Here is a 13,605-nt window from a genome sequence, read left to right as displayed (position 1 = left end):
AGTTATTCCGATGTTGGTGAGAAGCCGGCAGCGACAACAACAATAAGGAGTTTTCATGGCAGTGGATCCCCGCAGGCAGACCTCTTTGCACTGTTTGTACTACTGGGCAGAGAACAGCCCGGAAAAAACATATCTGACCCAGCCTTGCCCCGACGGCTCGGTGGAGGACATCACCTGGAAGCAAGCTGCTGATCAAGTGTCACGCATGGCGGCTCATCTCCACAGTCTTGAGTTACCAACGCGCAGCAATATTGCCATCCTGGGCAAGAACAGTGCGCACTGGATACTGTCGGATCTTGCGATCTGGGCGGCAGGGCATGTCTCTGTGCCGCTATACCCCACCCTCACCGGGGAAGCTGCTGCTTATGTCCTTGAGCATAGTGAAGCAAAACTGCTGTTTCTGGGGAAGCTCGACGGCACGGCGGATGGCTGGAACGATATAAAAGAGCATATTCCATCTGGTCTTCCGATTATCTCCTTGCCTATGTCGCCGCGAAAGGACACGCCTAAGTGGCAGGATATTATTGCTGAGCACGAACCGGCTTCTCCGACATTACCGGATCCGGAAGCGCTGGCTACTATTGTGTATACATCAGGCAGCACCGGTCGCCCCAAGGGGGTAATGCACAGTTTTGGGGCTATGATGTCGGTCGCAGATGGGTTGCAGCAGATGTTCACTGCGTCGTCAGATGACCGCATGCTGTCGTATCTTCCACTGGCTCACGTTGCGGAGCGGGCGGCGGTGGAAACGCAATCCCTGTATTTCGGCTTTCATGTGTACTTTGCCAATACCCTGGACACCTTCCAGCAGGATTTGCAGCGTGCGCGGCCAACCCTGTTTTTCTCTGTTCCCCGCCTGTGGATGAAGTTCTACCTAGGCGTTAACGCCAAACTGCCGCTCAAAAAACAGAAGTTGCTGTTCAGCATTCCGTTCGTCCGCTCAATGGTGAAAAAGAAGGTGCTCAAGCAGCTGGGGCTGGACCATTGCCGGGCTGCCTTGACAGGTGCTGCGCCTTTGTCGGAAGAGATTATCACTTGGTATCGAAGCCTTGGGCTGGAGTTGCTGGAAGTTTATGGTATGACGGAAAACTTCGGATACTCCCATGCCAGCCGGCCTGGACAAGCCCGGATCGGTTATGTAGGCGTGACCAACCCAGGTGTTGAGCATCGTATTGGTGAGGGTGGTGAGCTGCAGGTAAAAAGCACGGGAATGATGCTGGGCTACTATCAAAACGAAGAAAAAACCCATGAGGATGTCACCGCAGATGGCTTTCTTAGGACAGGCGATATGGGCGAGATTAACGCCGACGGTTATCTGCGGATCACAGGCAGAGTGAAAGACCTGTTCAAAACGTCCAAAGGCAAATATGTGGTGCCGGTTCCTATCGAGAATCGATTTAATCATCCTTCGGTAGAAGTTGTCTGTGTGGCAGGTTCCAACCAACCTCAGCCCTGCATGATGTTGCTGTTTTCGGAAGAAGCCCGGAATGCGCTCGCAACAGGAATTAGCCGTGATGAGGTTGAACGGGAGCTGGAAAACGAGCTCAAAGCCGTGAACGAAGGTTGTGAAGCGCACGAAAAGATTTCATTCGTGGTGGTTGTGAAAGAGCCTGGACCATGGAAAACGGGATGTTGACGCCCACCATGAAAATCAAACGCAACGTGATTGAGGATGTTTACAATCGCAAGATGGATGACTGGTTTGAGCAGAACAAGAAAGTGGTGTGGGAATTCTGACTGAATAATGCAAAACGCCGGCGGCTCTGGTAGCAGAGCCGCCGGCGTTTTCAGTTTGGCTACTTGTTAAAGGGCTGCGCTATATGGCGCAGCCCTTTACGTTTGCCTGACTGGAATCAGTGTCCGCCTTGCATCTGAGCGATATCGGGCGTTACAGCTACAGCCTTGCGGTTAAATGACCGCAGTTTACGATTCATGAACTGAACCGCTATCTTCGCAGCCGCACGTGTGTGCTGGCTTCTCACCGCAGTACTATTGTGGAGGATACTGGATGGTAGCGGTTGAACGGTTGCGATATGTCTTTGTGCCATAGCGACTTCCTCCTTATCTGGTGAGTTGCTATTTGTGAGTAAATAAAAGGGCTTCCCCGAATATACTTTGAATCTTAGTGGTATTTTTTTGCAGCGTAAATACGTTAAACTCCGTACTCATGTTGCAAATATGCAGTGGCTATGGATTGGGATTATCTTCGATATATACACGCTCTGGCAATAGGTGGAACCCTCGCCAAAGCCGGAGAAATACTGGGTGTGCATCAAACCACCGTTTTGCGCCGACTGGACCAGATGGAAGAGTCGTTGGGGGTGCAGTTTTTTGAGCGCAACCGGGATGGGTTACAGCTAACGCCCGTGGGCGAGACCGCTTTTCGCAATGCGGAGAAGCTGTCGACTGAAATGGAAAATCTTGAACGCAAGCTGGTGGGGCAGGATTCCGCGCCAGTGGGCCGGGTGCGGTTGGCGACTGAAGACACAATGATGAGTGAGCTGCTTGGGTCGGTTTTGGCTGAGCTGGTGCGAGAGTTTCCTGATATCGAGCTGGAAGTGCTTACCGATAACGACGTCACCAACCTCACTCATAGGGAGGCGGATCTTACTTTGCGCCCCGAGAACAAGCCCCAGGCAACGCTGGAAGGTGAGCGTATCGCGGCGATTGAGTCTGCGGTATACGGTTCCGCCAGCTACTGCCGGCGCCACCGCAATATGGATATTGAGAACCAGCCCGAAGACTGTCTCTGGATTATTCCGGATGACACCTTCAGCCACCTGGCAACGGGCCGGTGGTATCGCAAGCACTTGAAACATGCCTCGTCGGTCATCCGTTGTAACAGTTTGCACGCCATGCATGCGTTAACACGGTCGGGCGCAGGCCTTGCGGTTCTGCCTTGTTATCTGGGGGAGGGCACCAAAGAACTGCGCCGCCTGTCAGCCCCTCTTGAGGGGGAAAGTGTTGACCTTTGGGTGCACGTAAGCCAGGACACGCAGCAAATGGCGAGAGTTCGTATTGTGATGGAGTTTCTGGTCGATCGCCTGCGGGCGCAGACGGCGGCAATCGAATTCAGCCCCACAGCATAATCATCAGTGCGCCTGCTTTTAACCACAAAATGGCCAGAATTGATACCAGCGCCAGCATTGGAATTCCTGCTCGCAGGACTTGAGCTGGTTGTCGTAACGAAAGGCTCGCGACTGAACCCGTGAAGACAAAGCGGTTACTGCTGGCTTGCGGGCGAACGTTTTACGGGCGTAGCCGCCACGGCCTTCGTGGTAGGCCAGGTAAAGCTGGCGAGGGTTATGGAAGGGAATGCCAAGCTGGCGATGGGTAAGTTGGTTATACCAACCTACAAAATCCAGCGCGTACTCCATATCTGTGCGCACGGTAAAAAAGCCATCGCCGGTGGCCGCCAGATATTCTCCCCAGGCTGGATCCAGAGCTTGGGCATAGCCGTACGCTGTGGTCGGCCGGGACCAGGGTATAAAACCCCATAATAGAGTTCGGGGTGGCCGGGCATGGCTGCGGAACGAAGACTCGTAGTATACGAAAGCCATCTGGGTGGCGATGGGAGTCCCCCAGCGCTCCTGAGAGTCGCTTGCGTAGTCGTACCAGACCGTATGCTCCCGAAAGATATCGCACACATCGTCCGGGTTAACCGGAGGGTCTGGTGCAAGCAAACTGAAGCGCAGTGTTGCCCAGGTGCCAATAACCAAACCCAGCACCGGAAGCCCGTACCATTTCACACGGGATCGCCACCGATCGCGGCGGTTCTGGCGCCTTCTCCGACGCGGGCGTGCCGGCTTCCAGAATTTTCCTACCAAACTGTCATCTCCACAACCCATGGATTGCTTGCTCAGGGGAGGGTGCGCGTGTCATAAACGCAGCATCCATCAAACAGGATGATAGTTAAATGAAGCTTGGTACCCTAGTTAAACCTCTTTTAATCACCGGTCTGTTTCTGGCCGGCCCCGTTATGGCTGCACCCAGCGCCCAGCAGGTTCTTGCCGCATCGCCCATCGACGACATTGTTGATCGCTACCCGGCCATGATGAGCGAAGGCATTCGCGAAGGTCTGAAGCGTAGCCAGCAGTTGCCACCCATGGTTGCAGACACTATTGGGTATGTTGTGACCAATAGCTTCCGAGCGACGGACATAGAACAGCAGATTGTAAAAAATCTGGAAAGTGACCTCTCCGGGAAGCAGCTTGAAGCCGTGCAGAGCTGGTATGAGACACCGGTCGCCCGGAAAATCTCGGCGGCGGAAATCGCGGCTTCAGATCCGGCCGCCTGGCAGCAGATTCAGGCCAGGGCTCCGGAACTGAACAAAAAATATAAAGGTACAGATCGCGCCCGGATGTTTGAACGGTTTGACCGTGCAGCCCGCGCCACCGAAAGCGCAGTGGATACCACCATTGCCGTGCAGCTTGGGCTTGCAACTGCCATGGCGGCATTTCGCAGTGATTCGGAAAACTACGATGGGCTCAAACAGAATATAGAAAACCAGCGCGGCAAAATACGTGGCGTGGTTGAACAGCAGGTATATGACAGCTTTCTGCACACCTATGAAAAGATCAGTTCTCAAGAGATGGGGCTATATATCGACTTTTTGGAAAGCGACGCGGGATCTGCGTTTTCAAAAACCGTTACCCGGAGCATTCAACAGGCTATTACCGACCCGATTGAATCCATTGGCAAGCAAATGGCGCGTTTTCTCTCGCCGCAAAAGTAGGGCTGGCGCTGAAAAAGGCAATATCGTGGGAGAGGTTGGCTCCTGAAGTTATCAGGAGCCAACACAGCAACTCGCGGTAAGAGAATTCTATAACCGCGCTTGCAGGCCCCTTAGCTGCGGCTGGTGACTTCCAGCAGGTGATAGCCAAACTGGGTTTTTACAGGGCCGAGAACCTTGTTGATTTCTCCGCTGAAGACCACGGAATCGAACTCTGGAACCATCTGGCCAGGGCCGAATGAGCCAGATCGCCGCCGCTGCGGCCGGATGGGCAGGAGGAGTGCTGTTTGGCTACTTCGGCAAAATCCTGACCGCCTTCGATGGCGGCTTTCAGTTCTTCGCATTTCGCTTCGCTGTCTACCAAAATGTGGCGTGCGGTTGCCTGTGCCATGGTCATTATCCTTAAATAAAATGAATGGGTACCTCAGAGAGGGAATGCTGCCCGTACCCTTCGCTTGAGGCAAGTCCTTTTTATCGGTGTTTCTGCGGCCTCACGGTTACCACCGCAAACCTGTACAATGCCGGCTTTCTTTAGCCGGCGCGGTGCTGGCCCTCACATCTATAGGTTTGTTTCTTGATCTCTACTGCCAATATCACCATGCAATTCGGGGCCAAACCCCTGTTTGAAAATGTTTCCGCCAAATTCGGTAACGGTAATCGTTATGGCCTGATCGGTGCCAACGGCTGCGGTAAATCCACGCTGATGAAAATCCTGGGTAACGACCTGGAACCTTCGGGCGGCCAGGTTATGCTGGAACCGAATGTTCGCCTGGGTAAACTGCGGCAGGACCAGTTTGCCTATGAGACTTGCTCGGTTATTGACACCGTGATCATGGGCCATGAAGAGCTGTGGGATGTAAAAAAAGAGCGCGATCGCATCTACTCTCTAGCCGAAATGAGCGAAGAAGACGGCATGGCGGTGGCCGATCTGGAAGTACAGTTTGCAGAAATGGACGGCTACACGGCCGAATCCCGCGCTGGTGAACTGCTTTTGGGCCTGGATATTCCTCTGGAACAGCACGACGGCCCATGAGTAGCCTGGCACCGGGCTGGAAGCTGCGAGTGCTGCTGGCGCAGGCACTGTTTTCGGATCCTGATGTGCTGTTGCTGGATGAGCCTACCAACCACCTGGACATCAATACCATCCGCTGGCTGGAAAGCATTCTGGTGGCTCGTAGCAGCACCATGATCATCATTTCCCACGACCGCCACTTCCTGAACAGCGTGTGCACCCACATGGCTGACCTGGATTACGGCGAGCTGAGGCTGTTCCCGGGCAACTATGACGAGTACATGACCGCTGCCACCCAGGCTCGCGAGCGCATGCTCTCAGATAACGCGAAGAAAAAGGCCCAGATTGCGGAGCTTCAGCAGTTTGTTAGCCGCTTCTCTGCCAATGCCTCGAAAGCAAAGCAGGCCACCTCCCGCGCCCGTCAAATCGACAAAATCCAGCTGGACGAAGTAAAGCCTTCTAGCCGCATCAGCCCGTTTATCCGTTTTGAACAGGGCAAGAAGCTGCATCGCCAAGCGGTTACCATTCGGGATCTGACCAAGGGTTTCGATGGAAAAACGCTGTTCAACAAGTTGAACTTGCAGGTTGAAGCGGGCGAGCGCGTGGCTATCATCGGGCCCAATGGCATTGGTAAAACCACGCTGCTGCAGTGCCTGGCCGGTGCTTACGAGCCTGACAGCGGTGAAATAAAGTGGACCGACAGCGCCGAGGTGGGCTATTACGCTCAGGATCATACGGCGGATTTTGCCGCAGACGACACGTTGTCTGAATGGATGTCCCAGTGGACAACGGGCGGTGAGCAACTGGTACGCGGCACCTTGGGGCGTATGCTGTTCTCTGGTGATGACATAGGTAAATCTGTGCGGGTCATCTCGGGCGGCGAGCAGGGCCGCATGCTGTTCGGCAAGCTGATTCTGCAAAAGCCAAATGTGATGCTCCTGGATGAGCCCACCAACCACTTGGATATGGAGTCCATCGAGGCGTTGAACCTGGCGCTTGAGAACTATCCCGGCACGCTGGTTTTCGTGAGCCACGACCGTGAGTTTGTGTCTTCGCTGGCAACTCGGATTATTGAGGTGACGCCTGAGGGTATTACGGACTTTAGTGGCACCTATGATGATTACCTTCGTAGCCAAGGTTACCTGTAAAACTTACTAAAACTATGGGTGCTGGGCAGGCGGGCAGGGCGAGCCAAAAAACGCTGTGGATACGTCCGTGTACGCTTGGCTACGCCATCCATGCTTCGCACATTTTTGGCTCGCCCTGCCCGCCTACTCGACCTGACTTTGGTAGGTTGGATCAACAACTAGAGGAATTTTGAGTGAGCGAAGGATCGGTAGTTCACGCAACCCGTAAATGGGTTGAGGATGTCGTTGTCGGTTACAACCTTTGCCCGTTCGCAAAACGGGAACTGGTCAGAGACCGGGTTCGGTTTGTGGTCTCCGAAGCTGGTAACGAGGATTCACTTCTCCAGGTCCTGCAAACTGAACTCCTGCGCTTGGATGATGAGCCTGAAACCGAAACCACTCTCCTGATTCATCCCCATGTAATGCAGGATTTTGCGGACTACAACGAGTTTCTGGACGCTGCGGATGGTTTGCTCACGTATCTGGACATGGAAGGCGTGTACCAGATCGCCAGTTTCCACCCAGATTATCAGTTTGCAGACACGGAACCGGATGCTGCCGAGAACTACACCAACCGCTCTCCGTTCCCAATGCTGCACCTGTTGCGTGAAGCCAGTCTGGAAGCCGCGATTGATAGCCATCCGGATGTGGATGGAATTCCGCGTCGTAATATTGAACTGATGAACAAACTCGGTGCCGAGAAAATGCGGACAGTTCTCACCGACTGCTTAAAGGTATCGCCGGTAACAGGGGAGTAGATCGAAGAGCATGTGGGTCGCCCCGCCCAAAAATGTGCGGAGCCATGGATGGCGGAGCCAAGCGTACACGGACGTATTCACAGCGGTTTTTGGGCGGGGCGACCCACATGCGACAGCACGGAGCCAAATCAACCAGGCTCAAGGCCAGTTACTCAGTCACGATAAAAGAGGCAACACCGTGGGACGTCTTTTCGAGCAAATTGATAGCCAACCCTCCGAAATCGGCGAAATCACACTCCGGCGCCGCCGTATCCCGGCACTGGGCGACCGAGATATCTTCGAGGTAAAGCTTGGCGAAGAGTTTCTCATGTCCAGCATGTTTGTGGACGCCGAGGTGGCTCTTTCTGATCTTGGGTTGGGTGAAGCCGAAGGCGACAACCTAAGCGTCGTCGTTGGCGGCTTGGGGTTAGGTTATACCGCCGTCGCCGCCCTAAAGCATGAACGAGTGAGTGAGTTGCTGATCGTTGAGTACCTGGAGCCGGTTATCCGCTGGCACCAGCAGGAGTATGTGCCTCTTGGGAAAGATATTAATGCAGATGCCCGCAGCCGCTATATACACGGTAGTTTCTTTGACCTGGCCATTGCCGATCCCGAGAGTGGAGGCTTTGACCCTGAAGCGCCTGGCAAAGAGTTTGATGCTATCTTACTGGATATCGACCACTCGCCGCGGGCTCTGCTGAACGACTCGAACGCCAGCTTCTACACCACCGAAAACATAAGCCGCATGGCCCGACAACTCAAAACCCGTGGTATCTTTGCCATGTGGTCCAACGAGGGTGAAGACGCCGTATTCATGGACATCTTGCGGGAGATATTCACCGACGTAGTCTGCCACGTGGTGAGCTTCTACAATCCGTTCCAGAACAGAGAATCGTTCAACACCGTTTACTTGGCCCGCAAACCGGGCTGAAACAGCCGGAGTTTGTATGCCAGTGACGACCCACCGAACCCGCCCCTTCAGTTCTAACCAGCGCCTCCCAGAGCTGGATAAGCCGCCGGTTTTGCATGAGCCGGAGCAGGCGGGTGAGCTGCTGGCGGAATTTATTCACCGCTACCCCAGGCTTCTTATACTGACCGGTGCAGGCGTTAGCACAGATTCTGGCATTCCCGATTACCGCGATGGCGAAGGCGCCTGGAAGCGCAAGCAGCCGGTTCAGCACCTTGATTTCATGGAAAACCATGAAACCCGCCAGCGCTACTGGGGGCGTAGCCTGATTGGCTGGCCGGTCATCCGCAATGCCATGCCTAATCCCTCCCATTACTGTATCGCTGACCTCGAGTTGCGCAACCACTCCAGCCTGGTGGTGACCCAAAATGTGGATCGCCTGCATCAAAAAGCCGGTACGCACGCCGTGAGCGACCTGCATGGCCGTGCGGATGAAGTGCTGTGTATGAGCTGTGGCTACCGGAGCCCCGGGATGATGTACACGCCCGCTGTGCGGCTCTCAATCCGGATTTCCGACAGTACAAAGCAGATGCCGCCCCGGATGGTGATGCGGACCTGAACGTGGATTTTTCAGATTTTCTCCTCGCTGATTGCCCGCAATGCAGCGGCATACTGAAGCCGGATGTGGTGTTTTTCGGGGATTACGTGCCGAAGCAAAGGGTGCAGTCTGCAATGGATGCACTGAAGGCCAGTGATGGATTGCTGGTGATCGGCTCGTCTTTGATGGTGTTCTCAGGCTTTCGTTTTTGCCGGTACGCCAAAGAATTCGGTAAGCCAATTGCGACTCTTAATCTGGGTAGAACCCGCGCTGAAGAGCTGGCGGAGTTGAAGCTGAATGCACGAATCGGGGAGACCCTGAGAGCCTCCCTCGATCAGTTATAGGCTGGCGCCACCAAGTGAAGGAGCTTTCTGGATAGCTCAGGCGGTTCCACTAGCTTGAAGCCTGGATACCGACAACCAGCAACACGGCTCCGAAAACGTACAGCACCATAATGACCGCGCTCTCCATGCCGATTTTCCAAATTCCATGACGTTCTCGACGAATCAGTCCCATCATCAGCACGCCTGACATCAGTATTGTGAGAACCGCCAAGAATTTCGAGTCCTCGGGCATTGCGTGGTAGATCGACCCGTCCCGGTAGGCAATATCCGATGCGGCGGTGAACAAAGTGTCAAATGCATTACCGCCAATGATCCCGCCCACCGCCAAAGTGAGCGCCCCACGACGAACCGCAGCAACCGACGTCACCAGTTCGGGAATTGAGGTGCTAACGGCCGTGAGCAGCACACCAACGACTGTCTGCGTCAGATTCGTTTTGGTGGCAATCACGGTGGCCGCGGGCTCCAGTGCCCAGCCTGCGATACCCAGAATAGCCATCAACACCAGAAACTCGACCCAAAGGCGAGACAGCGGAGGCATAGCAGTCACGTCATCGGGTTTGTCTTCACGGGTTTCCCGAGTGACGGATGGCAACCACATCGGCGATGTTGATGCCGCACGCACCAGGTAAATGCCGTAGAGATAAACAGCAAACAATACCGGCGTTACCGGGTGAACCCCGCTGACGGTAACGTCTGGCAGATATGGCGCGAACAGGATCAATGCCAGTAGACAGATTAGTAATCCGTTCTGCATCATGTTTGGAGCCGACGCCGCAGCATGTTCCAGGTTGGCCCGACGATAGACCATGTCGCAACCGCCAGGAAAAATGTCTGCACGGCGATACCCCCCAGCGCGTTGCTGACCGCCAGATCGACATTGCCATGCCATGCTGCGGTGACCGAGAGAACTGAGCCGCCCAAGGAAGTTGACGCGCCCAGCAGCACGGCACCTGCGGCCGCCTCGCCAATTCCAGTACGGTCAGCCAACTGGTCGACAATCCGGGTGATGCGCGTTCCAGCAATCGCGATTATGACGGCACACACCAAAAAAACCAGGCCACCCTGCAGTAGAGTCCAGCTTTCCGTTGGTGGGATTAACACGTTACGCGAGCTCCTTGGCAGGTGAGTCTTAGCAGAGGATACACTAGCGGAAAATCGGGGCGGATTTATTTCTCAAGGCGTTTATCGAGGGAGGCTCTAGAGCCTCCCTCGATCAGTTATAGGCTTGCTGGTTATCTGGCGCGGCTCACGCCCCGATAAGGTTGTAAATAAACACCGTTCCCACAGCCACAGGCGTGATGAAGCGCACGGTAACGTACCAGAGGCGGAACATGGGCTTTGAGAGCGCCAGCTCTTCCTCCATGGCCTTGCGTGACATGATCCAGCCAGCAAATATCGCGACCAGCAGACCGCCCAGAGGCAACAGGATATTCGCGGTAAAGAAGTCTAGCAGATCAAAAATGGTTTTACCTTCAAGCATGCCTATCCATCCCAGTGGTGCAAAGTCCGACCACAGGTTCAGGGAAAGGATCGATGCAATACCCAGAGCCCAGCAAACGAAACCCGCGCCCAGCGTACTGGTGGTGCGGTTCATGCCTTTTTGCTCTTCCAGCCACTCCACGATGGGCTCCAGCAGGGAAATGCCTGATGTCCATGCGGCAAAGATCAGCAGTACAAAGAACAGGGTTCCGAACACGCTGCCCATAGGCATCTGCCCAAACGCCAGCGGCAGGGTCTGAAAGATCAGGCCGGGGCCGGCGCCAGGCTCAAGGCCGTTGGCGAACACAATCGGGAAAATGGCCAGGCCAGCTAGCAGTGCCACGCCGGTATCTATGACGCACACCGCAATGGAGGTTTTGGCGATGGAAATATTCTTTGGCAGGTAGGAGCCGTAAGCCATCATCACAGCCATGCCGAGGCTCAGTGTGAAAAACGCGTGGCCTAGCGCTACTAATACGCCAGCGGTGGTGAGCTTGGAGAAGTCTGGTTGAAACAGAAAGGTCACAGCCCGGCCGAACTCGCCGGTGGTCATGGCGTAGCCTACAACCGTCAGCAGCAGAAGGAACAAGGCTGGCATGAGAATGCTGACAGCCCGCTCAAGCCCGGCACGAACACCTTTGGCCACCACAAACATCACCAGCGCCATAAACAGGGTGTGCCACATCAGCAACGTGGCGGGATCTGCCAGTAAGTCAGAGAAAATCGCGCCAATGGCATCCGCAGATTGGCCTGCAAGCTGCCCGGTGGCGGATTTGCCTACATAAGAGACCGCCCAGCCGCCGATGACAGAATAGAACGAAAGAATCAAAAAGCCCGCAAGCACCCCGACCGCGCCGACCGCACGCCAGGCGGGTTTCAGCCTATCTTGCTTGGCAATCTGCCTGAGGCTGTTCACCGGGCTATGACCACCACGGCGGCCAATAAGTACCTCGGCCATCATGATAGGTAGGCCTATCGCGGCGATACACAGCAGATAAACCAGTACAAAGGCACCACCGCCGTTTTCACCGGTGATGTAGGGGAATTTCCAAATGTTACCCAGGCCAACGGCCGAACCCGTGGCTGCAAGAATAAAAACAAGGCGCGAGGACCAGAGCCTCGTTTGGCGTTCGAGCCTTCGGTTGCCCCTGAAGTAGGTGCGTGTGATTCAGACATGATTGTCTCCTGCCAGATATTTGTTGTTGTTTGGAAGAGCAGAGGCCGTGCTTTAGTTATGGCCCCTTAACGCGAAACCCGTTAATTACTCTGCGCCAACAAGCTGTTCGTGTGATGTTCCGGCTGCGCTTGCGCGCGTCCGGAAGCGCTCTTCGGCGAGCGTATTGGCAACTGCGCCAGTTGGAATGCCGCTGCTATCGGAGCGCACAAAGATCTCCGAAAGCGTTTGGCCAATGCCTTCCACATGGGCTCGAACTTTTTCCGGTGAAGCCCCGGTACGCTCATAGAACACATCGATAATGCCGCCAGCATTAATTGCGAAGTCCGGAGCATAGAGGATGCCTCGGTCTTTCAATGCCTGGTCGTGATCTGGGCGCTGCAAGAGGTTGTTTGCTGCTCCCGCAACAATCGTAGCTTGCAGGCGGGGAATACTGTCGTCGTTAAGCACGGCACCCATGGCGCAGGGTGCGACCACATCTACCGGCAGGAACAGTATGTCGTTGGCAGATGCTGCATTGGCGCCGAGCTCATCCACTGCGCGTTGCATGTTTTCCTGGTGAATGTCGTACACCCAAAGTTCAGCGCCAGCGTCTTTTAAATGCCGAGCCAAGCGGTAACCCACGTTACCCACGCCTTGGATAGCAACCTTCAAACCGGTCAGATCCTCGCGGCCAAGCTTGTGCTTTACTGCCGCCCCTAGACCAACGAATGTGCCATAGGCTGTGGCCGGGGAGGGATCACCATTGCTGGGTTGACCATCAAAAGCGGTGCGCTCGACAATGCCGGCAACGTATTTCGTATGCCGGCCCATTACTTTCAGGTCTGGCACGCTGGTGCCGGAATCTTCGGCGGCAATGTACTGGCCACCAAGGCCTTCCAGGTGCTTGCCCATGGCTTCCAGCAATGCTTCGCTTTTCTGCTTGCGCGGATCGCCGATGATGACCGATTTGCCACCGCCCAGGTCAAGATTGGCGAGCGCAGATTTGTAGGTCATGCCCCGCGACAGGCGCAGCACATCTCGTAAGGCTTCTTCATCGCTGGCATAGGGGAACATCCTGCATCCGCCTAGTGCCGGCCCGCGGGAGGTGTTGTGGACAGCTACAATGGCCTTGAGCCCGGTTTCCGGGTCGCAGAAAAAAGACAGATGTTCGTGGTTATCAAACTCGGGATGGCTGAATACAGACATGGGGATCACCTCTCTTCCTTAGGCCACACGGAGGTTTTCCGGCGGAAATGAAAGGTGTTTATCTTAACCGGCGGGATCAGTTGTGCGCTGCACAAGACGCCCCGGAGACGTGCTGATATAAGCATTTTGAAATCCTTTCCACTTGGCCGGATCTCGGCGGCAGTGGCGGTGTTGTTTTTGTCATCCGGCTTGTGGCCGGCATTTTGATTTCAGGTGCCCGGATCTCCCAAAGGGGATAGCCCTTGTGGGGCCGGGCGGAATATAAACTAATCGCTCTTAGCGAAGAGGTCAATTGTAGATGAGATGA

The 13,605-nt window shown here is 54.9% G+C and carries 8 protein-coding genes and 5 pseudogenes; 7 read left to right on the top strand and 6 right to left on the bottom strand.

What is annotated here, in order from left to right; all coding sequences use genetic code 11:
- Nucleotides 1–55: 55 nt before the first annotated feature.
- Both BCA33_RS14450 and BCA33_RS14440 read left to right on the top strand, forming a co-directional pair.
- Nucleotides 56–1,737, top strand: a pseudogene (locus BCA33_RS14450) (AMP-binding protein).
- Nucleotides 1,738–2,189: 452 nt separating this feature from the next.
- On the top strand, nucleotides 2,190–3,089 hold the full coding sequence (locus BCA33_RS14440; RefSeq protein WP_071266916.1) for a LysR family transcriptional regulator: 900 nt from the start codon (nucleotides 2,190–2,192) through the stop codon (nucleotides 3,087–3,089).
- Nucleotides 3,090–3,107: 18 nt separating this feature from the next.
- On the opposite strand, the gene BCA33_RS14435 is transcribed toward BCA33_RS14440, so the two are convergent.
- Nucleotides 3,108–3,749, bottom strand: a complete 642-nt coding sequence (locus tag BCA33_RS14435; protein ID WP_254774429.1) for a lysozyme-like domain containing protein — start codon at nucleotides 3,747–3,749, stop codon at nucleotides 3,108–3,110.
- A gap of 167 nt (nucleotides 3,750–3,916) precedes the next feature.
- On the opposite strand from BCA33_RS14435, the gene BCA33_RS14430 reads away from it, so the two are divergent.
- Entirely contained in the window at nucleotides 3,917–4,735 is an 819-nt protein-coding gene (locus tag BCA33_RS14430; protein WP_071266912.1) for a DUF2059 domain-containing protein, read from the top strand.
- A gap of 110 nt (nucleotides 4,736–4,845) precedes the next feature.
- Here the strand turns inward: BCA33_RS14430 and BCA33_RS14425 are convergent.
- A pseudogene (locus tag BCA33_RS14425) lies at nucleotides 4,846–5,123 on the bottom strand (peptidylprolyl isomerase).
- Nucleotides 5,124–5,306: 183 nt separating this feature from the next.
- Between BCA33_RS14425 and BCA33_RS14420 the strand changes: the two are divergent.
- The 4 genes and pseudogenes from BCA33_RS14420 to BCA33_RS22855 all read left to right on the top strand — a co-directional run bounded on the left by BCA33_RS14420 (nucleotide 5,307) and on the right by BCA33_RS22855 (nucleotide 9,457).
- Nucleotides 5,307–6,892 (top strand): annotated as a pseudogene (locus BCA33_RS14420) (ABC-F family ATPase).
- A 173-nt stretch (nucleotides 6,893–7,065) separates the two neighbouring features.
- Nucleotides 7,066–7,629, top strand: coding sequence for a DUF1415 domain-containing protein (locus BCA33_RS14415; RefSeq protein WP_071266910.1), 564 nt, complete (start codon nucleotides 7,066–7,068; stop codon nucleotides 7,627–7,629).
- 178 nt (nucleotides 7,630–7,807) lie between these two features.
- On the top strand, nucleotides 7,808–8,539 hold the full coding sequence (locus BCA33_RS14410) for a spermidine synthase (protein ID WP_071267034.1): 732 nt from the start codon (nucleotides 7,808–7,810) through the stop codon (nucleotides 8,537–8,539).
- A 16-nt stretch (nucleotides 8,540–8,555) separates the two neighbouring features.
- A pseudogene (locus BCA33_RS22855) lies at nucleotides 8,556–9,457 on the top strand (NAD-dependent protein deacetylase).
- A gap of 49 nt (nucleotides 9,458–9,506) precedes the next feature.
- Here the strand turns inward: BCA33_RS22855 and BCA33_RS14400 are convergent.
- From BCA33_RS14400 to BCA33_RS14390, 4 genes and pseudogenes are all read right to left on the bottom strand, one after another.
- Complete coding sequence (locus tag BCA33_RS14400; protein ID WP_254774426.1) at nucleotides 9,507–10,214, bottom strand: sodium:calcium antiporter; 708 nt, start codon at nucleotides 10,212–10,214, stop codon at nucleotides 9,507–9,509.
- A complete protein-coding gene (locus BCA33_RS22005) occupies nucleotides 10,211–10,558 on the bottom strand; it encodes a sodium/calcium exchanger protein (protein WP_254774425.1) in 348 nt (115 codons plus the stop codon). The genes BCA33_RS14400 and BCA33_RS22005 overlap by 4 nt, the downstream gene beginning before the upstream one ends.
- A gap of 145 nt (nucleotides 10,559–10,703) precedes the next feature.
- Nucleotides 10,704–12,112 (bottom strand): annotated as a pseudogene (locus tag BCA33_RS14395) (sodium-dependent transporter).
- Between the two features lie 85 nt (nucleotides 12,113–12,197).
- Nucleotides 12,198–13,298, bottom strand: a complete 1,101-nt coding sequence (locus BCA33_RS14390) for a Glu/Leu/Phe/Val dehydrogenase dimerization domain-containing protein (RefSeq protein ID WP_071266908.1) — start codon at nucleotides 13,296–13,298, stop codon at nucleotides 12,198–12,200.
- Nucleotides 13,299–13,605: the final 307 nt, after the last annotated feature.

The organism is Marinobacter sp. AC-23, from assembly GCF_001858325.1.
Lineage (GTDB): Bacteria > Pseudomonadota > Gammaproteobacteria > Pseudomonadales > Oleiphilaceae > Marinobacter.
The sequence above is the reverse complement of the archived record's forward strand: the minus strand, read 5'-3'. Positions and strand labels throughout refer to the sequence as shown.

What these genes read in the sequence shown, in the direction of transcription:
- BCA33_RS14390 (WP_071266908.1), bottom strand. Translation starts at nt 13,298, where the DNA reads ATGTCTGTATTCAGCCATCCCGAGTTTGATAACCACGAACATCTGTCT.
- BCA33_RS14440 (WP_071266916.1), top strand. Translation starts at nt 2,190, where the DNA reads ATGGATTGGGATTATCTTCGATATATACACGCTCTGGCAATAGGTGGA.
- BCA33_RS14430 (WP_071266912.1), top strand. Translation starts at nt 3,917, where the DNA reads ATGAAGCTTGGTACCCTAGTTAAACCTCTTTTAATCACCGGTCTGTTT.
- BCA33_RS14400 (WP_254774426.1), bottom strand. Translation starts at nt 10,214, where the DNA reads ATGATGCAGAACGGATTACTAATCTGTCTACTGGCATTGATCCTGTTC.